24 protein-coding genes are annotated in these 25,187 nt (G+C 43.9%); 6 read left to right on the forward strand and 18 right to left on the reverse strand.

What is annotated here, in order from left to right; all coding sequences use genetic code 11:
- Positions 1-9: 9 nt before the first annotated feature.
- The 7 genes from ITG09_08415 to ITG09_08445 all read right to left on the reverse strand — a co-directional run bounded on the left by ITG09_08415 (position 10) and on the right by ITG09_08445 (position 7,839).
- Positions 10-1,242 (reverse strand): glycine betaine/L-proline ABC transporter ATP-binding protein, encoded by a 1,233-nt coding sequence (locus tag ITG09_08415; GenBank protein ID UPR50751.1) that lies wholly within the window; start codon positions 1,240-1,242, stop codon positions 10-12.
- Positions 1,235-2,134, reverse strand: coding sequence for a proline/glycine betaine ABC transporter permease (locus tag ITG09_08420; protein ID UPR50752.1), 900 nt, complete (start codon positions 2,132-2,134; stop codon positions 1,235-1,237). The genes ITG09_08415 and ITG09_08420 overlap by 8 nt, the downstream gene beginning before the upstream one ends.
- 143 nt (positions 2,135-2,277) lie before the next feature.
- A complete protein-coding gene (locus ITG09_08425) occupies positions 2,278-3,270 on the reverse strand; it encodes an ABC transporter substrate-binding protein (GenBank protein ID UPR50753.1) in 993 nt (330 codons plus the stop codon).
- A 555-nt stretch (positions 3,271-3,825) separates the two neighbouring features.
- Positions 3,826-4,515, reverse strand: a complete 690-nt coding sequence (locus tag ITG09_08430; GenBank protein UPR50754.1) for a chromosome partitioning protein ParA — start codon at positions 4,513-4,515, stop codon at positions 3,826-3,828.
- Positions 4,515-6,614, reverse strand: a complete 2,100-nt coding sequence (locus tag ITG09_08435; GenBank protein ID UPR50755.1) for an SLBB domain-containing protein — start codon at positions 6,612-6,614, stop codon at positions 4,515-4,517. Before ITG09_08435 ends, ITG09_08430 begins: the two co-directional genes overlap by 1 nt.
- The gene (locus tag ITG09_08440; GenBank protein UPR50756.1) at positions 6,611-7,447 is read right to left on the reverse strand and encodes an OmpA family protein; all 837 of its coding nucleotides are present in this window, start codon (positions 7,445-7,447) and stop codon (positions 6,611-6,613) included. Before ITG09_08440 ends, ITG09_08435 begins: the two co-directional genes overlap by 4 nt.
- 62 nt (positions 7,448-7,509) lie before the next feature.
- The gene (locus tag ITG09_08445; GenBank protein UPR50757.1) at positions 7,510-7,839 is read right to left on the reverse strand and encodes an STAS domain-containing protein; all 330 of its coding nucleotides are present in this window, start codon (positions 7,837-7,839) and stop codon (positions 7,510-7,512) included.
- A gap of 311 nt (positions 7,840-8,150) precedes the next feature.
- On the opposite strand from ITG09_08445, the gene ITG09_08450 reads away from it, so the two are divergent.
- Entirely contained in the window at positions 8,151-8,993 is an 843-nt protein-coding gene (locus ITG09_08450; protein ID UPR53613.1) for a DNA ligase, read from the forward strand.
- Positions 8,994-9,094: 101 nt separating this feature from the next.
- Here ITG09_08450 and ITG09_08455 read toward each other — a convergent pair whose 3' ends face one another.
- On the reverse strand, positions 9,095-10,465 hold the full coding sequence (locus tag ITG09_08455; GenBank protein UPR50758.1) for an MATE family efflux transporter: 1,371 nt from the start codon (positions 10,463-10,465) through the stop codon (positions 9,095-9,097).
- Between the two features lie 427 nt (positions 10,466-10,892).
- Between ITG09_08455 and ITG09_08460 the strand changes: the two genes are divergently transcribed.
- Positions 10,893-11,501, forward strand: coding sequence for a riboflavin synthase subunit alpha (locus tag ITG09_08460; protein UPR50759.1), 609 nt, complete (start codon positions 10,893-10,895; stop codon positions 11,499-11,501).
- Positions 11,502-11,678: 177 nt separating this feature from the next.
- Here the strand turns inward: ITG09_08460 and ITG09_08465 are convergent, their stop codons facing one another.
- Positions 11,679-11,882, reverse strand: coding sequence for a CPXCG motif-containing cysteine-rich protein (locus tag ITG09_08465; GenBank protein UPR50760.1), 204 nt, complete (start codon positions 11,880-11,882; stop codon positions 11,679-11,681).
- Between the two features lie 110 nt (positions 11,883-11,992).
- Entirely contained in the window at positions 11,993-12,859 is an 867-nt protein-coding gene (locus tag ITG09_08470; GenBank protein UPR50761.1) for a fructosamine kinase family protein, read from the reverse strand.
- A 585-nt stretch (positions 12,860-13,444) separates the two neighbouring features.
- Between ITG09_08470 and ITG09_08475 the strand changes: the two genes are divergently transcribed.
- Entirely contained in the window at positions 13,445-13,789 is a 345-nt protein-coding gene (locus ITG09_08475) for a DUF3802 family protein (protein UPR50762.1), read from the forward strand.
- A gap of 108 nt (positions 13,790-13,897) precedes the next feature.
- On the opposite strand, the gene ITG09_08480 is transcribed toward ITG09_08475, so the two are convergent.
- Complete coding sequence (locus tag ITG09_08480) at positions 13,898-14,383, reverse strand: C40 family peptidase (protein UPR50763.1); 486 nt, start codon at positions 14,381-14,383, stop codon at positions 13,898-13,900.
- A gap of 104 nt (positions 14,384-14,487) precedes the next feature.
- Here ITG09_08480 and ITG09_08485 point away from each other — a divergent pair, with 104 nt between their 5' ends.
- The gene (locus tag ITG09_08485; protein UPR50764.1) at positions 14,488-16,533 is read left to right on the forward strand and encodes a methyl-accepting chemotaxis protein; all 2,046 of its coding nucleotides are present in this window, start codon (positions 14,488-14,490) and stop codon (positions 16,531-16,533) included.
- 171 nt (positions 16,534-16,704) lie between these two features.
- On the opposite strand, the gene ITG09_08490 is transcribed toward ITG09_08485, so the two are convergent.
- Positions 16,705-17,508, reverse strand: a complete 804-nt coding sequence (locus ITG09_08490) for a sterol desaturase family protein (protein UPR50765.1) — start codon at positions 17,506-17,508, stop codon at positions 16,705-16,707.
- Between the two features lie 68 nt (positions 17,509-17,576).
- Between ITG09_08490 and ITG09_08495 the strand changes: the two genes are divergently transcribed.
- Together ITG09_08495 and nagK are read left to right on the forward strand one after the other, a co-directional pair.
- The gene (locus ITG09_08495; GenBank protein UPR50766.1) at positions 17,577-18,323 is read left to right on the forward strand and encodes a DTW domain-containing protein; all 747 of its coding nucleotides are present in this window, start codon (positions 17,577-17,579) and stop codon (positions 18,321-18,323) included.
- Between the two features lie 163 nt (positions 18,324-18,486).
- Positions 18,487-19,395, forward strand: a complete 909-nt coding sequence (gene nagK / locus ITG09_08500) for an N-acetylglucosamine kinase (GenBank protein ID UPR50767.1) — start codon at positions 18,487-18,489, stop codon at positions 19,393-19,395.
- Between the two features lie 192 nt (positions 19,396-19,587).
- On the opposite strand, the gene ITG09_08505 is transcribed toward nagK, so the two are convergent.
- From ITG09_08505 to ITG09_08530, 6 genes are all read right to left on the reverse strand, one after another.
- Positions 19,588-19,854 carry a DUF2960 domain-containing protein gene (locus ITG09_08505; GenBank protein UPR50768.1) on the reverse strand — a complete coding sequence of 89 codons (267 nt, stop codon included), beginning with the start codon at positions 19,852-19,854 and terminating at the stop codon, positions 19,588-19,590.
- 302 nt (positions 19,855-20,156) lie between these two features.
- Complete coding sequence (locus ITG09_08510) at positions 20,157-21,974, reverse strand: bifunctional molybdopterin-guanine dinucleotide biosynthesis adaptor protein MobB/molybdopterin molybdotransferase MoeA (protein ID UPR50769.1); 1,818 nt, start codon at positions 21,972-21,974, stop codon at positions 20,157-20,159.
- Positions 21,974-22,558: a molybdenum cofactor guanylyltransferase MobA gene (mobA, locus tag ITG09_08515; GenBank protein UPR50770.1), complete on the reverse strand. Its 585-nt coding sequence runs from the start codon at positions 22,556-22,558 to the stop codon at positions 21,974-21,976. The genes ITG09_08510 and mobA overlap by 1 nt, the downstream gene beginning before the upstream one ends.
- Entirely contained in the window at positions 22,536-23,255 is a 720-nt protein-coding gene (locus ITG09_08520) for an energy-coupling factor ABC transporter ATP-binding protein (GenBank protein UPR50771.1), read from the reverse strand. The genes mobA and ITG09_08520 overlap by 23 nt, the downstream gene beginning before the upstream one ends.
- A gap of 10 nt (positions 23,256-23,265) precedes the next feature.
- Positions 23,266-23,964: an ABC transporter permease gene (locus ITG09_08525; protein ID UPR50772.1), complete on the reverse strand. Its 699-nt coding sequence runs from the start codon at positions 23,962-23,964 to the stop codon at positions 23,266-23,268.
- Positions 23,965-24,286: 322 nt separating this feature from the next.
- Positions 24,287-25,093, reverse strand: coding sequence for a substrate-binding domain-containing protein (locus tag ITG09_08530; protein UPR50773.1), 807 nt, complete (start codon positions 25,091-25,093; stop codon positions 24,287-24,289).
- Positions 25,094-25,187: the final 94 nt, after the last annotated feature.

A 25,187-nucleotide genomic window follows, 5' to 3' on the forward strand; every position in this document is an offset into this window, starting at 1 on the left:
TAGTTTAGGCTACGAAGCTTTATCAATCTTTGGCTTTGGGTCAGCTTCTACTTCTTCCTCGCTACTTTCAGAGAATATATCAGCAACGGCGCTTCTCTCTAATTCACCCTTTAGATTTCCATCTTCGTCGACAACTGGAAGGGAGTAGTCACAAGACATGGTGTCTGGTAGAACTTCTTCAATGACCGCATCAGGTAAAACAGCAGGAACCTCTTCGTAAATCTCATCACTGAAGTCATGAACAGAGGCATCTTCAACGGCGTCTTGTAGGCTCTCTTGTGTAACTAGGCCTTGATAGCCGTCATCCGTTACGTGATAAGCGTAATCGTTTTTCAGCATCTTCATTTGTGCCAGAGCACCTTCAATCGTTTCTGAAGTGATTCGATAGAGAGGAGGCTGCATAACCGTTTCAACCGTCAATGCACGAGCACGGTTTACGTCTTTAACGAACGCCTCTACATAGTCATCGGCTGGATTCAGCAGAATCTCATGTGGTGTGCCTTGTTGTACCAACTCGCCATCTTTCAAAATTGCGATTCGATCGCCGAGACGGAGTGCTTCATCCAAATCGTGGGTGATGAAAACAATCGTCTTATGAAGCTTCTGTTGAAGTTCGATAAGCTGATCTTGCATTTCACTTCGAATCAAAGGGTCGAGTGCCGAAAAGGCTTCATCCATTAACAAGATTTCAGCGTTAGTACACAGAGCGCGAGAAAGGCCAACACGTTGTTGCTGACCACCAGAAAGCTGGGCAGGGTACTGCTTGCCGTAACCTTTCAAACCCACTGTTTCTAACCATTCATTGGCTTTTGCTAAACGGTCTTCTTTTTTGATCCCTTGTACTTCCAACCCGTACGCAACGTTTTCTACCACGGTGCGATGAGGCATTAAGCCAAAGCGTTGGAATACCATCGACATTTTATGACGGCGGAACTCTTCTAATTGCTTGGTGTCGAGGCTCATTACATCAATGCCTTCGACCATGATTTTACCCTGAGTTGGGTCAATTAAACGGTTGAAGTGGCGAATTAGAGTCGATTTACCCGAGCCAGAAAGCCCCATTATAACGAAGATTTCACCGCGGTTAATCTCGAGATTAATCTCTTTTAAACCGACGGTATGACCTGTGTCCGCAAGAATCTGATCTTTGTGTTCGCCGTTCTGAACTCGGTTCATAACAGACATCGGTTTCGGTCCAAACACTTTGTATAGACCACTAATTTCAATCAATGGTTTAGTCATGCTTGAGTCCTCCTAAATGCGCATTGGTTCTTCTTGCGTATGCCTGTGAAGCGCGGTCAAAAAGAATTGCGAGGGCAACAATGGCAAAACCGTTCATCAAGCCTAATGTGAAATATTGGTTGGTGATGGATTTAAGAACTGGTTGTCCTAGGCCTTTAACGCCAATCATGGATGCGATAACAACCATAGACAGTGCCATCATGATGGTTTGGTTGATACCCGCCATGATCGTTGGCATTGCCAGGGGAAGTTGAACACCCCATAAGCGTTGTTTTTTGCTCGCACCAAATGCGGTAGCGGCTTCAAGAACTTCTTTGTCGACCAAGCGTATGCCTAGGTTGGTTAAACGAATCACGGGTGGGATAGCGTAGATAACCACGGCGATTAGACCTGGAATTTTACCGATGCCGAGTAACATCACCACTGGGATCAAGTAAACGAATGCTGGCATGGTTTGCATGATATCAAGCATCGGTGTAACGATAGATTGAGCTCGATTTGAACGAGCCATCGCAATACCAATCGGAATGCCTAAGAATATCGAAACCAAGGTACAAACAGTAATGATACTGAGCGTCCGCATGGTGTCTTCCCACATTCCAAAGTAACCAATAAGGAGCAAAGAAACGACACAACCTAAAGCCAGTTTCCAAGAACGACTCGCGGCGTAGACAAGGCTGGTACAAACGGCGAGGACTATAACCCAAGGGGTTGAGATAAGAAGTTTTTCAAACCAAACAAGGAATGAAAGAAGAGGGTCAAATAAAGATTCAATCATTTCACCGTATTCACGAGAGAATTCACGGTATGCGCCATCTAGCGTCTTTTTTATGGTTCGTAAATCAGCGCGTTCCATCTCTGGAAAGCTTGATAACCAATTGCTGTCAGCCATTTTATATCCTTATAGTTCGGAGCCACTTGTTCATGAGATGAGGTATCGCCTGTGAAAAGGGCTCCGAATCATGAATAACATCAAGTATAGCGACGTTATTTCCGTATTATTGAAGCGTAATTGCTTGTTATTAAACCAAGCTCTTACAGCTCTGCTTCAACTTTCTTAGCCACTTCTTGAGAAACCCATGGGTGCCATACTTCTGGGAATTCACTCAAGAAATGCAGACTCGCTTCCTCACCATCAGCTTGGTTATCTTCCATCCAAGCAAGTAGCGAGTTCATTTTGTCGTTTGTGAAACCACGTTTTGTAAAGTAGTCGTACGCTTCTGGTGCTCGTGACGCAAAACTTTCAGTGGTAATAGTGTGGACAGGTGAAGGCGGGTACATGGTCGCTTTTGGCGATTCACAATCTTCTTTGGTGGTACAGTTAAGGAACTCTTCCTCATTAACGCCACTGCCAAAGTCGACTTTAACCATGTCGTATTTACCTAGAACAGCAGTTGGTGCCCAGTAGTAACCAAACCAAGCTTCTTCGCGTTCGTAAGCTTTTGCGATAGAGCCAGATAAACCGGCACTCGAGCCAGGGTCAACAATCGTGAAACCACTGTTTTCTAGCTCAAGAGCATTAAACAAGTTTCCGGCGCTGATCTGACAGTTCCAGCCTGCAGGGCAGCTGTAGAATGCAGATGTATCTGGGTCTTCAGGGTGTTTAAATAAACTAGCGTTCTTGCGTACGCCTTCGATGGTTGCCATTTCAGGGTACTGTTTAACGAGGTAAGCTGGAACCCAAAAGCCTTCTTCGCCGCCGTTCACAAGTGCTTTACCTGCGTAGCGAAGACGTTTCTCTTCAACACCTTTATCTAATGCGTCTTTTAAGCTGTTGCTCCAAAGTTCAGGTGCAACATCAGGCTGGCCTTTTTCGATCATAGACGTGCCTGTTGGCATCGTGTCGCCAGGGATAAGTTCAGCATCACACCCATAACCATGTTCAAGGATGAATTGGTCGATATTGGCGATCAGTGTTGCAGAGTTCCAGTTCATATCTGCGATTGTTACGCTGCCACATTCTCCAGCGTTAGCATTACCGCTGGCTGCTGCTACTAACAAAAATACGGAGCTTAACTTGTATTTCATATTGAGTTTCCTTTCTCTTTAATAATACAACTAAGGTAACCAAGGTAAATTGATTATCTAAATTGCTCGATGGTGATCCTTTCCGTGTATTTGAACCATTTGAGCAGAAGGGGGGATGGGTGAAGTTTGAAATAGATAAACGTGCAAAGTCAGTGAAGTGTGATTTGCCAATTCATCCACTGTGTTTCAACAGCCATCGGATAACTTTGTCAAACTATTACAAATTCGTCAAAAACCACCTCTATTTATAATCTTAGGGAATAATCGTACGAATTCCATCTTTGATGCGATTTACATGGCACTTTAACCGTCTGTGTCACATTACCGCTAAAGTTAGGCATGGGGCTGTTGATTTTTGGAGGGATTTAAAGGTGGTAAGACCATGATTGACGTGTGTGAAATGCGTTGAATGGTTTTTAAAATCTTATTTTAAATGATAATTTCGCCAAAAATGGTTAATTTGGTTTTGGGCTATTAAGAGTTATCATGCTTGAAGTCCAATAGGATAGGTGGCTGCCATGGTTTTAATGACAGCCAGAAAGCAACACAAGAAAGTTACATTGGAAGGTTCAAAAACTCATTTTGATACAGCTTATTTGCCAAGCTATTGCGAAGCTTAGCAGGGATGAATTTCATTCGATTGATTTGTCTGACCAACTCTTGCGCAAAGCTTGGCTTTTGTTTCATGTTCATCACACTGCCCATTAGGTTGATACTTTGTGCATCAAGCAGCTTTTTCGCTTGTTCTAGGTGGTGAGTTGACGTTTCACCATAGGCGACAACCATCAATGTGCTGTCACAGGCACTCGCAACAGACTGTGCAGGAATGTTGCCTTTGTTTATGTTGAGAAGCGGTGAGGTATCAATGATGACTCGATCGTATTTCTCTAGCCATTTATTTACCACTTTTTGTAACGTTGTCGGATCTTTATAAGCAAGCAGTGTTGATGCAACTTGAGGTGCTGGGACACCGATAAACGTACGATGAGACTCAACATGTTCTATTAACTGCCCCTGTTGACTGTCTTCTAACATGTTCAAATCTTTGAAAGCGGGGTTGTATAAGTTGAGGTCAACATAAAGCGTGGAGTGACCAGCAAGAAGAAAACGTTCCGCTAATGCAGTTGCAACAGAGGTTACCCCGTCACCTGAGTGACAGGCCGTCACACAAATCGATTTCTGTCCGTTAAGTTCAGAAGCTAAATACAGTTGCTCGACTTCGGCATGGGTTGCTGAAATAGTCATTATAAAGCTCCTATTAGTACGATGGTGGTCGTAATACGTAGTATGTCATCTAATCCAACACGTGCTTTTTCGATAAAGCTTTCACGACGATCTGGGATGTAAATGGTGTCACCAGCACGAAGTACCGGCAGGTTGTAAATGTTGGCTGTTTTGCTGAATTCAACAAGGTCAAAGGTACGCGCTTGACCTTGGCAACAAGACATATTAACGATGGTAATTTTCTCTACATAAGCACTGTCTGTTGGCCCCGCGGCTTCTGCCAAGATATCAAGAATGGTCATGTTGTCATTAAACACATATCGACCAGGATTGTTAATGGCACCAAGGACACGAACCGTCTCTTCTTTTGGTGTATCTAACCAGTTTTTGCCTTTTTCAGGGATGTAAATCGTGTCGCCGGTGGTTACGTTTGGCAGTAATGATTCATCGCCTGTTTCAAAATACAGCGACAGGTTCAGTTTGCTGACCTTAGAATAAGTTTTATCGCGGTGAGTAACGCGAACATTATGAATGTCAGCATCCTTAGTTGGACCATCAGCTGCTGACAAGATGTCTAGGAAGTGCATGTCTTTGGTGAAGCGGTAACGACCGGGCGCATTCACTTGCCCAAAGATGTAGATTGAAGCGTCTGAGCTTTGACGAACCCATTGTGACTTATTGTCTGATGGATCTTGTGGCAAGTCATGAACTCGCACGATAGAACCTGCGCGAATTTGAGGCATTTGGTCGCGTGGCGCACCATTGCGAATGAAATCATCAAGGTTAAACACAACCAGCTTTCTACCAGTCACGACTTCAATTTTCGATGTATCAGCGCGTAGCGTAGGGCCGCCGACATGCGCCAATAATCCCATGAAGTTCATTTCATCCGACCATTCGATACGACCAGGTCTGTTCACCTCACCAATCACGTTAACCGCTCTGTCTGGCGTAATTTTCAACCAAGATTTTTCGTTCATGTCGGTTTTCTCAGGAACGAAAATCGCGTCACCGGCATTGATGCTAGGAGGGTTAGAGTTAGGCAAGCCTTCGGTGTAAGCCGCTAAATCGAATTTTAGCACTCTGCCATCCGCTTTGATCACACGGATTTGTCGTGACTCTGCGAAACGAGTCGGGCCGCCCGCATTGGCAAGGATATCCATAAAGGTCGCGTCTCTTTTGCCTTCAAAAGCACCAGGGGCAGCGACTTCACCCATCACGTAAACCATGTTTGCGCCGGATTTGATTTCTTCTTCTTGCTTAGGAACGAAAATGGTCGCGCCCGGGCGTAAAATTGGAAGCAGACTTTCGTCACCAGAATCTAAGTAACGTTTTAGATTGAACAGCGTTGGGGTGTTGTTTGAGATCACTCGTATTTGCTCAACACTGGCATAGCGAGTAACACCGCCCGAACGCATTAGTACGTCGACAAGGTCGGTGTTCTCTTTGTAAGTGAACGAACCTGGCGCGTTTACCTCACCAAATACTTTAATTGAATTGCGAGAGTCGGCACTGTCACCTGAGTTAGCAAGCTTTGCTGCGTCAAACTCTTGCTCAATGTTACCGACTAATGGAGAAGCAGGAACAAATAGTGAATCCAGTGATTGAAGAGTAGGTAATGTTGATTCGTCTCCTGAATCAAGGAATCGTTTGTAGTTAAACTCTTTCTTATCCGCGCCTCTTTTAAGAATAAGCTTATCCAGTTGCGCGCCCGGGCGTAAACCACCTGCAGCGTAAAGCGCCATTTGAATGCTAGAACCTAATGCAAGTGTGTATTCGCCAGGTTGTTCTACATAACCTTGCACGTAGATGATGATTTGCTGTTCTTTTACATATACTGAAGCGTTCGAAAGATCTTTATAAGCGGTTGCCAGTGACTCTAGAACGACTTTGTTAAGCTGCTCACTGTCGTAACCTGCAACAAACACAGCGCCGACTTCAGGAAGGGTAATACGACCACGTTTATCCACTTGGAAGCCCGTATTTAAGGTACTTTCACCGGGTACGTTAACTTGAATAAGGTCACCGACTTGAACTGCGTCTGAAAACTCGTCGCTAGCATTCACGATATTCGCAAAGCATAACGATAGGGTGATGACAAAAACGATCAATGATTTCATAGTCCACCTCCCATTTTCTCAGCATTCTTAGGCGAGATAATTTCGATACTCACTCGACGGTTAGTTAATCGCGTACCGTCCGAGTCACCTTCAAAAAGAGGAACGGTTTCGCCGACAGAAACAGCTTTGATTCGTTGAGCACCTAAGCCAAAAATAGTTAGGTAGCGTTCGACTTGTTTCGCTCGTCCAAGTGCTAACTTATCGTTGTATTCTTCGGCACCCGTTGCATCAGCGTGGCCAGTAACAACAAGGTCTAGAGATTTGTGTTCTTTCAACAGGTTGGTCGCTTCAGCAAGTCGCCCCATGTACTTTGGGTTAACTTCAGTGGAGTTTTCAGCGAATTGATTGTCGACGTTGAACAAATCGTATAGTTGCTGAATGACAGAAAGTTGCATGCGGAATTGGTTTTCGTTTTTAGGTGGTTCGCAACGGGCTTGTGAGGTCACGTAATCAAGTTGAACTTCAAGTTCATTTAGACGTTTTCTTTGGATCACTAGGTCGTTGGCTGCATCCAGTAGTAGACCACCTTGAAGTTCACGAGCAATACGATTTTGCTTTTCGATGGCTTGGACAACAGCAGCTGGGAAACACCAGCGAGCACCTTCTTGTATCAAAGCATCTAGGTGCAATTTAGCGAGTTGCCAATCGAAACGTAATCCATGTTCTGGCCCAAGAGGCTCGTCTGGCATGACAGGAGAGAAGTCTGAGTTTTGATAGTTGATAGAATCATAACTTTCAGCCAAACCCCCTGTGCCTTGTTCAGGATAGCTAGTACAGCCACCCAGAACGAGAGCGGACAGAGAAAGGGCTATGTAGTTTTTCAATATTTTCATGCCAACGTCCTATGTTTCTAATTTTTCTTATTATTTTTTGTTACTTCTAGCTTAGTGTGTCTTCATGAATTTGCAGGATTTTTTGAATTTACTGGGATAGCGTGGCCAATACGCAGCAAGTTCATAATTTCAAGTGGCTGGCCTGTCACATTTTCAAGTCGCATGTTACGTTCGCGCTCGGTCAGACGTTTGAACATGTAAACAATCGCGCCAACACCAGATGAGTCTAAAAACTGAACTTGGCTAAAATCAACTTCGATTTCAGGGTGGCCATCGTTGGAAATTACATCATCGATGTCTGTTTGTGCATCACGACTGCCTGCTGCATCCAAATCACCGAAAATAGAAAGTGTCAGTGTCGTTGTGTTCAAATCAATTTTACGTAGTTCCATAGCGGTATCTCCTTTTAAGTATGTATGGACAATTGCACTGAATGTGCCAACTTTTATATCGTTATTTTTCAATGACTTATTTTTGGCGCGAATTGCCATCTCAAATTGAGAAAAGCCGTTTCTCAATTTGAGAACTAAAAACGGCGGAACATATGAGAGTTATAAGTCATTAATTTAATGAATAAATGCAAAGGTTAGATAAGGTTGATGAGTTGATCGCATCTTCTCGCAAAGATTATCTAACTGCGTGTTAGAGCGCTTAGGATTAAAGGCATTTGTTGACCACTACAGATATTAATACGGAGCAGATGATGAGATTAACCAAACTGGCTTTAGCCACTTTATGGGCGTGTTCGCTTTCATCTCATTCATCCTATTTCCCGCCCGATCATTTGGTGCTTGCAAACTCCTATCAGCAAGGCATAGATGTTTCTGAATACTGGAAGAGTGAAAAGCTTGATGGGATTCGGGCTCTATGGGATGGACAGCATCTTTATACACGCAATGGAAATCGTATTTACTCACCGAAATGGTTTACGGAAAACTTGCCTAAGGTCCACCTCGAAGGGGAATTGTGGGCAGGAAGAGGCAAGTTCCACCTTGTCCAATCTACCGTTCTCGATCATACGCCTAATGACACAGCATGGCGCCAAATAGATTTCATGCTGTTTGATATGCCTGGCGCTGCGGGTGATTATCAAAAGCGCTATTACAACATTTTGCACTGGGTAAGCGTGATTGGAGAATCTCACGTCAGCTATATAGAGCATGTACCGATTCACAGTGAAGAAGCACTGTTTCACCAGCTTGATAATGTCGATGAGCGTAATGGCGAAGGCTTGATGCTTAGAAAGATCACCAGTCGTTATCAAGCAGGCCGAAGCAACGACCTATTAAAACTCAAAAGGCATCATGATGCCGAAGCAACTGTTATTGGCTACAAAGGCGGGACAGGAAAGTATAAAGGGATGATGGGGTCGATTTTAGTTCACACAGAAGCGGGTGTGGAATTTTATATAGGCAGTGGGTTCAGTGATCAAATGAGGCTTGCACCGCCTGAGATCGGCAGCCGTATTACCTTTCGCTACAATGGCTTTACTCAAAACGGCAAACCCAAGTTCGCGCGCTTTGTTAGAGAAAAAAGTGAATATTAAGGTACATATGATCTATCTGACCAGTTAACGAAAAAGAGCCCTGAAAATCAGAGCTCTTTTTTATATTCGAAATCAGATAGACCGACTTAGCGAGTGCGAATCTAGCGAGAACTAAATTCTAGCTGAACGTCATCGTCCTGCTTGTGCATCCAGTGTAAACGCATACCAAGCATAATCGCTGCTGACGTTAGACCGACAATGAAACCAATCCAGAAGCCGTGCGCGCCCATAGGTTCAACAATCCAATCTTTCATTCCTAAGATGTAGCCGATAGGAAGACCAAGCAGCCAGTAAGCAACGAAGGTAATGTTGAAGATTGAACGCATGTCTTTGTAGCCACGCAGAGCACCAGCAGCGATAACTTGGATTGCGTCAGTGCATTGATAAACCGCCGCGAATAACAGCAATTGCATTGCAACGGTAATTACTGCAGTGTTCTCTGTGTAAAGTAATGCAACCTGCTCTCTGAACAGGACGGTTAATGCCGCTGTCATTAAGGCTGTAACCAAGCCAACAATGATACCCACGTGTGTTGCGATCTTCGCACCTTCAGTGTTGTTTTCGCCTAACTTATGGCCAACACGAATACTCACAGCAGCGCCAATACTCATTGGAATCATGAAAACTAGCGAAGAGAAGTTGATCGCGACTTGGTGCGCCGCAACAATCAATGAACCCAATGGTGCAACCAACAGAGAAACTACCGCGAACAGGGTTACCTCGAAGAAGATAGCGGCCGCCACAGGGAAGCCCAGTCTAAACAGACGAATTTGAGCTTTAAGTTGCGGCTTGTGGAACGTACCGAAGATATTGATTTTCGCCAAACGTTTTGATGTTAAAACGTAAGCGAACAACAGTGAAAACATCACCCAATATACGATAGCCGTTGCAACACCACAGCCAACACCACCTAAGGCAGGAGCACCAAGCTTTCCGTATACGAACATCCAGTTCAGCGGGATGTTTAATAGCAAGCCGATAAAACCAATCACCATCGCTGGCTTAGTTAAAGACATTCCATCGGTAAAGCTTCGCAATGTTTGGAACAACAAAAATGCAGGTACAGCAAACATCACCGCATTCATATAGCCGATGGTCTTTTCCGCCATGAGTTGTTCAATGTCCATCCACTCCAATATCAACTGTGTCTGGAACAGTACGCCAATGATTGGAAGGGAAATGACGAGTGCTAAAAACGCTCCTTGTTGAATCTCAAATGGAATTTTGACTTGTCGACCAGAACCATTCAGCTGTGCAACGACAGGAACCAACGCCATCAATAAACCGACACCAAATAAGATTGATGGTAGCCAGATACTTGCTGCAATCGAAACCGCCGCCATATCGATAGCACTTACGCCACCGGCCATTACGGTATCGACAAAACCCATTCCAGTTTGTGCAACAGATGCGATCAATACTGGGGTCGCAAGTTTGATTAGATTTGAGGATTCTTCTTTGTAACGATGCACAAACAACTCCAAATAAGAGGGAAAATTAGAATAATAGTGTAGGAAAGGACATTCTGAAGGAATCAGAGACAATGATCTTAAGCTTCCACTGGACGAATCATAAAGAAATGTCACAATAACTGCTATGAAAAACTGTTATTAGGGCGTGTTGATCTTTCGAGCTGATTTTTGCAGCGAGTTGCTGGGCATTTATACAAGGCAGAGGCGTCGATGTGTAGCTAGCCTACATGAGAAGCCGATAACGTAGTAAAAATGACCAGCAAACGCTGCCCGAAGGGTTCGGCTAAAAGCGTTTTACTCTTTGTTGAGGGAGATTTACCTAGAATGACTAGGCTACTTCCCCCTCGCCGCGATTAAAAAGCTTTTATCTCGAACAAAATTTAACCACGAAAGGTCAACACGCCCTAGAATGCTAAATAGGAATCTTATGTTTACAGGTATCGTTCAAGGCATGGCAACACTGGTTGCTATCAACAAAAAAGAGTCGTTTCAAACTCATACCATTGAGCTAAGCGATGAAATGATAGAAGGATTAGCCATTGGTGCTTCAGTAGCTCATAACGGTTGTTGCTTAACGGTAACGGAAATTTCAGGTAACCAGATTGCTTTCGATTTAATGCAAGCGACATTGCGATTGACTAACTTAGGCCAGCTGAATGTTGGTGACAGAGTGAATGTTGAGCGTGCAGCAAAGTTTGGTGATGAAATTGGCGGGCATAGTATGTCTGGCCACATTACTCTGATGGCTAATCTCGTTGATGTGATTAAGACAAAAAACAACCGCACGCTTTGGTTTGAGCTGCCTCAAGAATCAATGAAGTATGTGTTGAGCAAGGGCTACATTGGCGTTGATGGTTGTTCATTGACTATCGGTGAAGTGGAAGAGAACCGTTTCTCTGTTCACTTGATCCCAGAAACGCTGAATCGTACTCTGTTTGGCGGCCGTGAAGTAGGCGATCAAGTAAACATTGAGTTTGATCCTCAAACACAAGCGATTGTCGATACTGTTGAACGCGTACTAGCAAACCAAAAATAGTAGTAGCGGTTTATCAACAGCACTTGCTTAAAAAGCGCTGACTAAGCAAACGTCGAAGATATTAAAAAAGAGCACATTAGGTGCTCTTTTTCTATTTTTGTGTATTTCTAGGCTAGCCTCAGAATCGAGGGTAGCTTTAAATCGAGGTGTAGATCCAACTCGACAAGAAAGTAGGTGTTAGAAGACTTGTTCGTCGTCTGCATCAATCGAGAGATTAATTCTGTCTCTTACTTCATCTACCTGCATGTCGAGGTGAATGGCATTGCAACACGCTGGGCAATCGTCATAAAAATCTTGGCTCCCATTAGAAGCATCAAGCGTGATGCTGATGGCATGCCCACAGTGGGGGCAGGAGACATGTTTCTCTGTGTATTTATGCATCGCGGACTCTCCTCACTGTAACTTGTTCCAATCGTAGTAGCTTTATAGATCTCAGTAGCTTGTATAGATCGCAGTAGCTTATATATCGCTATAACCAGTTGTGATTGGTATTAAACGGCCTGTATCTTCTGAATGCATGCTTCAGTTTGTGCTAAATATTCGCCACCAAATTGATTGCAGTGGTTAAGAAGATGGTACAAGTTGTAAATGTCTTTCCGATCAGTATAGCCAACGTCGAGTGGATTGACGCTCTGATAACCTTCATAAAACTCTTTTGGAAACCCTTCAAACAATTCCGTTAATGCCAAGTCACATTCATGATCGCCCCAATAACAAGCAGGGTCGTAACAGATTGGCCCAAAGGCTGAATTTGCTACATTGCCATTCCAAAGATCCCCATGAAGCAAAGAAGGGCGAGGGTTGTGGCCAGCAAGACGCATATTCACCACATCAACGATGTCATCAATATCACCGAACTCGATGCCTTTCTCTTTCAGTAGTTGCAGTTGGAAACCGATGCGTTGCTCAGAGAAAAAACGTCCCCATTTCTTATGCCAAGGGTTGGGTTGAAGTGTGCTGCCAATATAGTTGTCTTGGTCACAACCAAACTCTTTTTGCTCGCCCCATTGATGAAGCTGCGCAAGCTGTACTCCGAAATCGAAACTGTTGTTGCCCGTCTCGAGCGGTTTGGTCGGCAAATAATTGAGAATAATGAACGAGCACTCTTTGGTTTTGCCAATAAGCACCAACTCGGGAACGTAGACGGTGGAGGTTTCTCTTAACAAGCGTAAGTTCTCAGCTTCTATTTCAAACTTAGGTAAAAATTCTCGCTGATTCACTTTCACAAAGTAACGTTCATTACCATCGCTGATCATATAGCAATCGTTAATGTCGCCACCAGAAACCTTGGTACGTTCAGTAATCTGAAAGTTAAATAGAAGAGTATCTGAAAGTTGTTGAGAAATGGCCTGCCACATAGGAAATCCTCAAAGACTGAAAGTTAAAAAGATTGAAGGTTAGAAATACTGTTTGTTTAATAGCAATAGTTTAGGATAAATCTGAGCAATTTATAGACGCACTCGTCAATGTTCTTAGCTCTTCTTCATCTTACGCAGAATCAATTGGCCGAATTGTGAACTCGAACTGATTCAAGCTCTTTGAAATACAAACATAAATTGAAAACCTGACGTGATGAAATAGTTTGGAACTGGTCTCACAATCGAAACGGTTTTGAACGCAACAAACTGGAAAAGTGATTTGAGCTTGTTATCGTCTAGCGACTAAATTAAATGAGCTTTTCGAGTTAGTTGAAAGGGCTATTGTTAACTGGCGCAATACTTTGCTTCAAAGTTTGTCTTACACTTTGTTGGCGTGAATTTACTTATGGCTCAAGTAGGCAGGTATACCACATAGCGCTATATCGATTTAAATTTAAGCTGAAATACTAACTAGGATCATTTTAATGCGGTTTTGGGCAATAAAGTGATGACAAATAGCTTCATTTACATAGTATTAGGAAAGTACGTATTAATCTGCTTTAGAGCTTAAAACGGAGAATTATTGTGGTTGTAGAAACCGATGGCTATTTGGCTTTAATCGAGCACCTATCATTCAACCTTGATGTGTTTACCAATAGTAATGGTGATACTGGAAACGAAAGTGTCGAAGACATTGTTACCGACATGATTTCAACGAACATCATGGCTATTTTCGAACAAAACCCAGAGTTGCATTCGAGTGTTCGTTTTCAGCTTTTGAAAGAAGCCGATGCGGTAGTAGCGGACCTTGGTGAAGTATTAGCGGGTGTGTGGGCTAAGAAAGCGACTAACGAACAAATTGTATTCCTTGATGAATACATCGCGTTAGTGAAGAACCTGTTTGATACTGCTGTTGCTAAATACGACTAACGGTTTATTTGCCCATTTATTGTCGTAATTAGTTAGGATAAATAACTACGGGCGTTTAAGTCGTATCTTTCTAGAGTTACCTCGCTCAGCGGTTTATCTTTCGAACCGCTATAAACGCCTAAAATGCCAAAACTTGGAAGCCCAATAAGGGTTATCTAACCTAGAAATAATGACACCTTTTGATGTCGAGGCATGTAGAAATTGGTTGTTTCCTAAGTAAACGCCAACGTGTCGCACCGTCATCGAAGTCTTGAAAAACACCAAGTCACCGCTTGTTGCCTGCCCATACGCGATTTCTTTCCCCTTTTTACTCTGGTCTTTTGTCGTTCTTGGTAAGGCTTGTTGAGTCGCATTTTGCACGGCAATTTGAACAAAAGCGGAGCAATCTATCCCTCTAAATGAGGTACCGCCGAAATGGTACGGCACACCTTTCCATTGTTCATACACACTCATATAGGCGTTTGTAGTCAATTGTTCTGACCTTGATAAAGGTTTCTGTGCGGTTTGACTAAGCTGAGAAGGCGATGGTGACGAGCTACAAGCAGCCAATGTTGCTAAAGTTATTGTAACTACAGCCGTTTTTCTGATTTTCATATGTAACTCTTCTGACAAAAAACTGAAATAAAAACGTCATCAAGGACTTCTAGTATACGGACTAACTTAAGGATATCTCTTTTCTTAGTCAAACTGGATTTCACATGCCCGACACAAATTTATCAACAAAACCCTCACGTTATACATTCTCGCTCATTCAAACTGTCACTGCTGTATTTATTTCCATTCTTTTACTTGTTAGTTTTTTATCAATGGTTAGTATTCGGGGCGTTGAACGGGTAGGTGGACACTTTGACGCACTCTCAGAACAAGCCTTACCCCTTGCTCTGCACAACGCCGAATTAACGCAAAGCGTATTAGAACAAGTAAAACTTCTCACATACAGCACCCAATCAACCGACTTAGATACACTGAATGCTACAAGGGGCTCAATTGACCAACTCGCGACAGAGAGTAATAGCACGCTAGAGGAACTTCTTTTTATCTCCCAGTCTTTTCCTGATGCGATCTCTTTAGAGCAACAACAAAACCTTATCGATGACATGGCACAACTACAAGCCATGACCAACATGGTACTACTAGCGCAGATTGAGATTCAAAGTAAGCAAAATCTAATCGACAGCAAAATGGGCGAGTTCCGCTATGGCGTTGGATCTATTGGACCAGAAATGAATCGAATTAGCTCATTCTTGGTTGAAGGCAACCCGGAAGCGAGCGATGCAGCGAACCGATTTACATCCAGTGCGTCTGCTATGGCAAACACCTTCTTAATGTTGATGATGCAATCTGACCTTAATAAAGCACAAGACGAATATCGTCAATTGAGAAACCGAATTGCAGGCCTTAACTTAGCTTACAGTGATTTTTCCGATTGGCATCCAGACATAGCTGAGTTCGCGAGCTTGACGGCGCCTTACGAGATGGTGAAAGAGGGCTTTACCGAAGAGGGCGTAATTAAACAAATCCTCTTGAAACTCGAACTGGTTCAGCAGCAAGAGCAGAACCTAACGCAAGTCATCACCTTAGCGAACACCGTCATCAGTACACTGAATCAGTTGTCTTCTACCGCTTCCCACTTGATTGATGAAAGTGAATTGGTTGTAAATCAAACCATCACCAATATTGATCGTGTGTTGTTTATCAGCGGGCTAGTGATTGCCATAATCATTGTGATTTCATGGTTCGTGTTACGTCGTTGGATGAATAAAGGGCTTAAAAACATTACTCAACAGTTGAGTTCACTGGCAGATCATGACTTCTCTAAACAGAGCGAATTGCTTGGGCCGCTAGAGCTGCAAGTTATTACTTCAAAACTCAATACGGTCGTTGATTCCACAGCTGATTCGGTTCGTTTGGTCACGCGCAACTGTGAAACGCTTTACCAAACCGCTGAAGTAAGCCACGACGCTGCAGAGCAAACCAATTCGAGCTTGAACGAACAGAACGAATCACTTCAGAATATGATTACCACGATTACTGAACTGGAAGCTTCCATTGGTGAGATTGCTCGTATCTCTAATGCATCAAACGACGATGCGCAAATAGCAGAAGATGAGTCAGTGAATGGCAGCCAAGTGGTTGGTCTTAACCAGCAACGATTACAAGCGCTTGAGCATTCGCTTAGCATGAACGAAGAGTCGATGGCTGACTTGGATGGTCGAGTGAAACAGATTCGTGAAATGGTCGACATGATCAGTGGTATTGCTGAAAACACCAACTTATTGGCACTGAACGCTGCAATAGAAGCGGCGAGAGCAGGTGAACAAGGTCGAGGCTTTGCGGTTGTTGCCGACGAAGTGCGTAAATTGGCGAGCGGCACATCCCAGCAAACCACCAATATTCGCAACATGATGAATGAGCTTGTCACGGCAGCTGATCGCTCGCGCGCTTCTGTAACGGAATCGAGAAGCGAAATGGCCAATGCACTGGAAACCAGTGGCGATGTAAGACAGGCCTTCGAGAAAATCGAATTCGCGGTTAGCCAGATCAAAGGGCGGGTTGAACAAATCATGGTGGCTACCGAACAGCAAGCTCGTGCAACTGTCGATGTAACGCATTCAATCACCCGAGTATCTGAGCAAGGTGAGAATACTAAGCTGCAACTTGAATCTATGATCGAGAGTTCAGAACAAGTCGGAGAGATAGCAGGGCACCAACAAGCTATGCTCCACAAATACGTACTGAAATAAACGACCGTGCTGAGTTAAGCCTGAAAGCACAAGAGTAGAAGCATTAGCTGCTCTTACCGTTATATCGATACAGAAACGCCCTTAAGTTCTCACAAGAATCTAAGGGCGTTTTGTTTTCGGATTAAGATAAATTCAGCTCAATATAAGTTTGAGAATCAACTCAATTCGAACCTAGTCTTTCGTTGTCGGGAATCGTACAAATGGCTGACGCAGCATCAAATCCAACCGTTGCTCTTTACCATCTTGAATCTCTGGAACGCCAATTTGAACGTTATCGTGGCCAAGCTTTGGTTGAGCGCGGTAAGTCTTAAACCAGATGTCCCACACAGATAAAAAGAAACCAAAGTTTGAATGGGTTTCTTTCACAATGACCGAGTGATGAACACGGTGCATATCTGGTGTCACAATCACTTTTCTCAATCGCTTGTCGAACCATAGTGAAAGACGTGCATTGCTGTGGTTAAACATTGCACTGGCATTAAGAACAATTTCAAAGATCACAACAGCAGTGACAGGCACACCAAGCGCGATCACTAAACTCACTTTGATAAGCATTGAAAGAATCATCTCAATAGGATGAAAGCGCGTTCCGGTTGTGACATCGATATCTAGGTCCGCATGGTGAACTCGATGTAGCTTCCACAGCCAAGGAACACGGTGGAACACCAAGTGTTGCAGGTAAATGGCACAATCCAAGAGCAATACACAAATCAGAATGGTGAGTTCTTTCGGAAGTGACAGGGTATTGAACAAACCCCATTGGTTGTCTTGTGCGATGACCGCCGCTTGGAATGCAGCAATAGGAATGAGAGTGGCCAATAGAAAGCTGTTCAAAGCAACCAGCGCAAAGTTGTTTCCCCAGCGAAACCATTTGCTTTGGGTTAGTGTTTTACGTGGGAAACGGTATTCCCAAAGCGCACACAATCCAAAAACGACAATAAAACAAACAAGGCGAAGCAGGGATGGGGCTTGCATGGGAATTCCTTCTATCATTCTAGGGACACTGTAAGTACAATCGTGCCACTTTTCTAGATTTATCGTTATTGTCCATGAGAATCCACGCTTTTCACCGTTTATATCAACACCGTTTGTCTCTTTCTACCAAGCCGTTTAACGCGCGCGGGTGTAAAGTGGTTCGATGTGAGTTCTGTAAAATCAAACAAGACAGTTGTATCTGTAAGCATCAACCAGACGTCAATACGAACATCGCGACCATGTTGATCTTATCGGACAACGAAATACTCAAGCCAAGTAATACCGGCCGTTTAATCCTTGATACCGTTAAAGACAGCTATGCCTACCTTTGGCACCGCACTGAACCGAATCAAGAGATGCTTGATGTGCTAAAAGACGATAAATATCAGCCAGTCGTGGTCTTTCCTGAAGATTATACCGATGACAAATCGCGCGTGGTTGCAGACCTTGGTGAAATGCGAGATTCGAACAAGACGTTGCTGCTGATCTTTATTGATGGCAGTTGGCGTGAAGCGCGACGTATTTTCCGTCGTTCAGAGTATCTGCAAGACTTACCGGTGTTGTCGATTGAACCAGAATCGGTTTCCCAATACATGATGCGTAAGTCAGACAACGAACAACATCTTTCGACTGCAGAAGTAGCGAGCTTGGTTTTGAAACAGGCAGGTGAAGAGCAGGGCGCAAAGACTTTACAGCTGTGGTTTGAAACATTTCGCGAAAGCTACATGCTAAGTAAGACGCGTTATAAGTCCGATCCAACCAAACCAAGCCTGAACGCTTTCATAGAGCACACTAAAAATGAGACGTCACTCTAACCTTTAACCGCTTTGTGCTGACTTGTTGTTCAAACAGATTCGAACACGAGATAAGTTTGTTATCTATCACGGTTTGTAGGGGGAGTGTTATGGATAATGCTTCCTAGATGTTTAATTTAAAAAATTTATTTGCCCGAATTTAGGGAAAAATTGGAGAGATTTCATGTATTACGGCTTCGATGTTGGCGGCACAAAAATTGAATTTGGTGCGTTCAATGAAAAACTTGAGCGAGTAGCAACAGAACGCGTACCAACGCCTACTGAAGATTATCAACTGCTACTGGATACCATTGCCGGTTTGGTGAAGAAGTACGACAGCGAATTTTCTTGCGAAGGTAAAATTGGTCTTGGTCTTCCTGGTATGGAAGATGCTGACGACGGTACAATGCTGGTTGTTAACGTGCCAGCTTCAACGGGGAAACCACTACGTAAAGACCTAGAAGCGCTTATTGGTCGTAGTGTAAAAATTGAAAATGATGCGAACTGTTTTGCGCTTTCAGAAGCGTGGGATGACGAGCTGAAAGACGAACCATCAGTAGCAGGCCTAATTCTAGGCACTGGTTTTGGTGGCGGTTTAGTTTACGAAGGCAAAGTTTTCTCTGGTCGTAACCACGTTGCAGGTGAACTGGGCCATATGCGTCTTCCTATTGATGCTTGGTTCCACCTTGGCGACAACGCACCGCTACTCGGTTGTGGTTGTGGCAAAAAAGGTTGTCTAGACAGCTACCTATCAGGTCGTGGCTTTGAATTGATTTACGAGCACTACTTCGGTGAGAAGAAGAAAGCAATCGAGATCATTCAAGCGTACAACGAAGGTGAAGCAAAAGCGGCTGAGCACGTGGATCGTTTCATGGAGCTATTGGCTATCTGTTTCGCGAACCTGTTTACCGGTCTTGACCCACACGTAGTTGCATTGGGCGGCGGTCTTTCAAACTTCGAACTTATCTACGAAGAGATGCCAAAACGTATCCCTAAATACCTACTGTCTGTAGCGAAGTGCCCTAAGATCATCAAAGCGAAGCACGGTGATTCGGGCGGCGTTCGTGGTGCTGCATTCCTTAACATTAAGTAATCGTCACTTAAGTTAAGCTAGTTAAGGTTAGATAGTTAAAAAGCACAAATAAAAATGCCGCAATCTCGAAAGAGGTTGCGGCATTTTTTATTGTTCAGTGTTTTCGTTTCTTTAGATCTAAGAGCTTAGAGCTTAACTACAAGCGAAAAGCTAGAGTCTAGAAGCTAAATATCAAGAAAAGAGCCAGAGGGCTTACTTCTTCTTTTTACCAACACCAAGGTTGTCTTTTTGCTTCAACGTAAGCTTAGTAAAGCCAAGCTTGCGGAAGTAGTTGTCTTGGTAGTTGCGAACCGCTTTAGTATCAGAAATCAACTCAAGCTGTTGCTCAGTTTTTAGATACTCAGAGATGTCGATGCCTTCAGCTGCAGCAACAGCTTCTTGGATCGTGCGGTGTTCTTGTTTTGAAAACAGTAACTCTTTGTCTTCGTCTTTGTAAGTGTACAGAATGGTACGAGCCATGGTGCTCTCCAATAGAATTATTACTTTGCGCGCACTCTACATAAAAACCGTACGTGGCTCAAGGTAATGGTAAGAAATCTTAAGATTATCGTTCTAAACGTTTAGCGTAATTTAAGCTATTTGTCTTTTAGGAAACGAACAGGTTGTTTTTCACGAAACGAAAAGAACAAAAAGCCCCTTAACATCGAAAGCTCGATAGAAGGGGCTTCGTCTATGTCTTGGCGAAGATCTTCCAAATCAATTAAAAAGCTTCTAAGTCAATTAAAAAGCTGCTAAGTCAATTTAGTTGTTTGAGCTTTGAATCAAACGCGACCTTGCAGAGGAATGATCGTCACTGTCTCGCCAACTTTCACAGTATCAACCGCTGGAGAGATTTCGATTAAGCAGTTCGCTTCGCTCATTGAACGCAGAATACCTGAACCTTGCTTGCCCGTTGTTTTCACTTCAAGCACGCCTGATTCATTCATCGAGAACACTCCACGGCTAAATTCAGTACGGCCTTGGCGTGAGCGCAGTTGTTCAGTTGCTACAGCATTAGCTTTCACTGGCGTCCAGTTCGTTTGACCTTGAAGCTTGCGGATCGCTGGCTCAACAAAGTTAATGAACGACACCATTACTGCAACTGGATTACCCGGCAGACCAAAGAACGGTTTGTTTTCAATTTTACCGTAAGCCAATGGGCGACCTGGACGCATGTTGATACGCCAGAAGTTGATTTCACCCAGCTTATCTAATGCCAGTTTAATGTAGTCAGCATCACCAACAGACACACCGCCAGACGTTAGCACCATGTCGGTCTCTAACGACGCAGCATGAAGTACATCCATCATCTTTTGTTCGTCATCTTCAATGATGCCGTAGTCAACGATGTCACAACCTAGCTTCTGAAGCATACCGATAATAGTAAAGCGGTTTGAATCGTAGATAGAGTTTGGTTTTTGCTCGCTGCCCGGTGCTTGAACTTCATCACCCGTAGAGAACACACCGACTTTTACTTTACGTAGAACAGGGCAGCTACCAAAACCCAATGACGCCATCATGCCCATTTCTGGTGCTTCGATTCGTGTGCCTCGCGTAAAGACAGGTTGGCCGATTTCTAAATCTTCACCCGCCATACGGACATTTTGTCCAACTAAGATTTTCGCGTCAGGGAAGCTAACCTTGCCACCTTCTTGAACAGCTTGCTCACGCATCACAACAACATCAACGCCTTCTGGCATTGGCGCACCTGTCATGATCTTAACAGCTTCACCTTGTTGAACGGTTTTGTCGTAGCTGTGGCCAGCCATAACTTCAGCAACCAATTGGTAGCAGCCCAATTCTAGATCTTCACTACGAATCGCATAACCGTCCATTGCAGAGTTGGTATTCTGAGGCACATTGATTGGTGAAATCACATCTTCAGCCAATACGCGACCGTAGCCTTTTTCTAACGCCACTGATTCTGTGAGAACCAACGCGTCAATGCTATCAACAATCTTTTGCTGACCTTGAGTAACGGTTAAACCTGCAGGAGAGAACGAATCACAACAAACAGCTGGAGCTACGTCTTTTGAAGGTGAGCATGAGACTGCTTTGCCTGTTGCAGAGGCAAGGTCGAATGACTGAGCATACTCGATGATGAAATCACGAATCGCTTCTAAGTCGCTGATCGCCATTTGAGGCAAGTCAGATTCAACGTGGCTGTCTGCCGCGATAGCAATAATGTTGTTATCGTTCGGATACAACCAAGGTTTACCCACTTCATCTCTGTGCAATTCAATTTTAGGGAAAGCGATGTTCTTACAGCCTTCAACCAAAATCAGGTCAAGCGTGTTGGTATCAAAGCTAGTCAGCAGGTAATCGAAGTCTGCTTCGGCTTCTGGCGTCTCTGTCATCATCACGTGACGGTTGCGAGAAGCGATCAACATCTGGTTCGCGCCCGCTTTACGTAAGCGGTAACTGTCTTTACCCGGCTTATCGACATCAAAATCGTGGTGAGCATGTTTTAATACGCCAACTTTTAAACCCGCATCAGTTAATAAAGGAAGCAGGGCTTCAAGTACGGTCGTTTTACCTGTACCGCTGTAAGCAGCAAAGCCCAATAAAGGAAGGTTAGGACGTTGTTTAGAATCTTTCATTATTGAAGCGTTCCGAATTGGGTGAGTTCTTCTGGCGTGTTGAGATTGACAAAGCAGTTAGGAGAATCGCTAAAATCAACGTATTCGGTGACACACTCTTTGTATAGCAAGATGATTTTACGATCACCACGTTCCAAAAACGCTTCTAACTTTGGCAGAACACGTTTGTGGAATAGGGTGAATACAGGTTGCTTAAATTCGCCATCATGCGCGACAAGAATGTCGCTGTCTTCTTTAACTGCAGAACAAAAACGCTCAACAAGGTCGTCACTGATTTGTGGGCTGTCGCACGGGACAAAGCCAACCCAGTCGGTGTTCGCGTTTTTAAGGCCAGCATGAATGCCACCCAAAGGACCTGGGTAGTCAGGGAAAGAATCGGAAACAACCGGAGCAAATGCTTGGTAACTGTCTAAGTTACGATTGGCATTGATGGTAATGCTGACATCTTGTTGTGACAGCTTGTTTATAACGTATTGAATAAGCGGAGAACCGTTGAGCTCAACGAGTCCTTTATCTTTTCCGCCCATACGGCTGGCTTGTCCGCCAGCCAAAATAACCCAACTAGTTTGCGTTGGAAGCAGCATAAATATTCTCTTGTGCTTTGTTCTTTTTAATAACTTGCAGAAGCGGTGATTCGGTCAAAGTGTTGTCTTTGATCCACCACTGCTTCTTACATAAATCGGTTAACGCGTTAGTTTGGTGACTGGTGATGACTAAACTCGCGCCTCTCTGAAGAAGATCTTCGGCCATAATGACCAATCTTTCAATAGATTCTTTGTCTAAAGAAGCACTTGGTTCATCCATAAGCAAGATTGAAGGCTTAAGAATCCAAGCTCGAGCCATTGCTACGCGTTGACGCTCACCACCAGACAGCACCGAGATGTGCTCATCTGCCAAGGTTTCTAAACCTACCATTCTCAATGCATTAATTATTTGAGCTCGCTTATCTTTTTGGCTCTCTTTGTTAAAGCGAATGCCATAAGCGACATTTTGGTACACCGAACCATCAAAAAGATATGGGGTTTGATGCAGGTAGATAATGTCTTTGAACTTGAGCCTAGGGAACAAGATCTGCTGCCAGCTTTGTATCGGAGACTGAATGCGGCCAGAGCTCGGCTTGATCAATCCTGATAAGATTTTAAGTAGGGTCGTTTTGCCAACTCCGTTATCGCCTTTGAGATAAATGGCATCGTTAGGGCCGATCGACAGTTCGGGAATGTGGAACAAAACGCGCTCTTTGTAGCGCATTGAAATTTGCTGCGTTGTTATTTTTATACTCATGACAGCGTTCCTAAGTTCTTAAATAGCCTTTTCCTCTCACACTGGAAAGGAAAAAGTTAAGGGCTAATGCCAATGCTAATAACACCATACCGAGGGCGACGCCTTGAGCGAATGCGCCTTTGTGGCTTTCCATGGCGATAGCTGTTGGGATGTTTCTTGTCATTCCCATAATGTTGCCACCGACCATCATTGAACAACCTACCTCTGTCACGATACGAGAGAAGGCAGCAATGGTTGCAGCTAATAGAGGAAAACGTGTTTCCCAAATCAAAGTACACGCCACGCGTGTTGTTGAAACGCCAAGTGTACGCGCTGTTTCTACCGCTCGGCGGTCACTGGCCTGCAAAGCGCCATGCATCATCGCAACTAGGATAGGGAAACATATCAGCATCTGACCTAGAATCATCGCCTTTTGGGTGAACAGTAATTGCCAATCACCTAGCGGGCCAGAGCGAGAAAGCATCATGTACATCAACAAACCGATAACCACAGTAGGGATTGCTTGCAGGGTGTTGATCACAGAAAGCAGAGCCCATTTCCCGGGGAACTCGGTATAAGCCAATAAGAAAGCCATAAGGATTGCAGGAACAATCACCAATGAGATGGCGGACAAAGATACGCTGAAGGATACCGCGACGATTTGCCACAATTCGTGGTCAAAACTCACCAGTAGATTCATTGCATCAATCGTTGTTTGCCATAGGGTCATGAAGTATCTCGTGTAAATCGATAATAGGTTTTATCGGTAATGACTGATGTTAATCATAGCTGACACTAACTATTTGAGTGTGTATTGGTCGGCTATTGTTCTTAAGCATGAATGTGTTTTTAAGCGTGAATGTGTTTTTAAGCGTGAACGTTATTAAAGCGAGACAGCTTTATAGCGATCTTCTGTTAAAACAAGATAGTTTTTAAAGCGACATTGCTTAGGTGCTTCGTTAACTGTTTAGTTAAGCGTAGCGCTAATTGATTCGGGTTGAACCCTTAGCGCTACTTTTACTTACAGAAAACGACTGTTCACTTACAACAAACTATTCTGCGCTTGCAACAAACAGTTGTTTGCCGTGCAGTTTAAAGTCGTTAATCAGTTTCTGACCTTTAGGGTTCACCAACCAATCACTGAACACTTTCGCAGCTTGGTAGTTAATGCTTGGGTAGCGCTCAGGGTTAACCAGAATCACTTGGTAAGGGTTAAATAGGTTCTTGTCACCTTGGAAAAGAATTTTTAAATCCAGTTTATTTTGGTAAGCCAACCAAGTACCACGATCTGTCATGGTGTAGCCTTGCATCTCTGACGCCATGTTCAGAGTAGGGCCCATGCCTTGACCAACACTGCGGTAACCACCAAAGTTTGGTTCAATTTTAGTTTGCGCCCAAATACCCATCTCTTTCTTATGAGTGCCAGAATCGTCGCCACGAGAGACAAACGTCACGTTATTAGTCGCGATCGCTTTAAACACATCTGCTACTGCTTTTTGAGATTCAATTTTTGCAGGGTCGCTTTGTGGGCCAACAATGACAAAGTCGTTGTACATCAGCTTACGAGGTAAAACGCCGTAGCCTTTTTCTACGAAATTTGCTTCCGCTTTTGGTGCGTGAGTCATCACCAAATCAACGTCACCATTTTCACCCATGCGAAGTGATTTACCCGTACCCGCGGCAAGAACATCAACCTTGATACCAGAATCCTTTTCGAACTCAGGCAATAAGTAGTCCAGTAGACCAGAGTGATAAGTACTTGTGGTTGTCGCCAACTTAATATGAGTGGTGTCTTCCGCGCTGCTAGCCGTGTAACTGACGATAGATAGAGCTGCAATAGTTAGGGGAATTGCTTTCATTATTATTATGTCCATTCTGTTATAAATGAATGACATGCCTTCATTTTAAAGGGCTCAAAGAAGGGCATGTACATAAGATGCTAATTCTTGTAAT

It is taken from the genome of Vibrio cyclitrophicus (assembly GCA_023206055.1).
GTDB lineage: Bacteria > Pseudomonadota > Gammaproteobacteria > Enterobacterales > Vibrionaceae > Vibrio > Vibrio cyclitrophicus_A.

Coding starts and splice junctions, on each gene's coding strand:
- ITG09_08525 (UPR50772.1), bottom strand. CDS start 23,964: ATGACCCTATGGCAAACAACGATTGATGCAATGAATCTACTGGTGAGT.
- ITG09_08470 (UPR50761.1), bottom strand. CDS start 12,859: ATGTGGCAGGCCATTTCTCAACAACTTTCAGATACTCTTCTATTTAAC.
- ITG09_08460 (UPR50759.1), top strand. CDS start 10,893: ATGTTTACAGGTATCGTTCAAGGCATGGCAACACTGGTTGCTATCAAC.
- ITG09_08450 (UPR53613.1), top strand. CDS start 8,151: ATGAGATTAACCAAACTGGCTTTAGCCACTTTATGGGCGTGTTCGCTT.
- ITG09_08480 (UPR50763.1), bottom strand. CDS start 14,383: ATGAAAATCAGAAAAACGGCTGTAGTTACAATAACTTTAGCAACATTG.
- ITG09_08445 (UPR50757.1), bottom strand. CDS start 7,839: ATGGAACTACGTAAAATTGATTTGAACACAACGACACTGACACTTTCT.
- ITG09_08490 (UPR50765.1), bottom strand. CDS start 17,508: ATGCAAGCCCCATCCCTGCTTCGCCTTGTTTGTTTTATTGTCGTTTTT.
- ITG09_08435 (UPR50755.1), bottom strand. CDS start 6,614: ATGAAATCATTGATCGTTTTTGTCATCACCCTATCGTTATGCTTTGCG.
- ITG09_08510 (UPR50769.1), bottom strand. CDS start 21,974: ATGAAAGATTCTAAACAACGTCCTAACCTTCCTTTATTGGGCTTTGCT.
- ITG09_08430 (UPR50754.1), bottom strand. CDS start 4,515: ATGACTATTTCAGCAACCCATGCCGAAGTCGAGCAACTGTATTTAGCT.
- ITG09_08420 (UPR50752.1), bottom strand. CDS start 2,134: ATGGCTGACAGCAATTGGTTATCAAGCTTTCCAGAGATGGAACGCGCT.
- ITG09_08520 (UPR50771.1), bottom strand. CDS start 23,255: ATGAGTATAAAAATAACAACGCAGCAAATTTCAATGCGCTACAAAGAG.
- ITG09_08415 (UPR50751.1), bottom strand. CDS start 1,242: ATGACTAAACCATTGATTGAAATTAGTGGTCTATACAAAGTGTTTGGA.
- ITG09_08465 (UPR50760.1), bottom strand. CDS start 11,882: ATGCATAAATACACAGAGAAACATGTCTCCTGCCCCCACTGTGGGCAT.
- mobA (UPR50770.1), bottom strand. CDS start 22,558: ATGCTGCTTCCAACGCAAACTAGTTGGGTTATTTTGGCTGGCGGACAA.
- ITG09_08485 (UPR50764.1), top strand. CDS start 14,488: ATGCCCGACACAAATTTATCAACAAAACCCTCACGTTATACATTCTCG.
- ITG09_08440 (UPR50756.1), bottom strand. CDS start 7,447: ATGAAAATATTGAAAAACTACATAGCCCTTTCTCTGTCCGCTCTCGTT.
- ITG09_08530 (UPR50773.1), bottom strand. CDS start 25,093: ATGAAAGCAATTCCCCTAACTATTGCAGCTCTATCTATCGTCAGTTAC.
- ITG09_08425 (UPR50753.1), bottom strand. CDS start 3,270: ATGAAATACAAGTTAAGCTCCGTATTTTTGTTAGTAGCAGCAGCCAGC.
- nagK (UPR50767.1), top strand. CDS start 18,487: ATGTATTACGGCTTCGATGTTGGCGGCACAAAAATTGAATTTGGTGCG.
- ITG09_08505 (UPR50768.1), bottom strand. CDS start 19,854: ATGGCTCGTACCATTCTGTACACTTACAAAGACGAAGACAAAGAGTTA.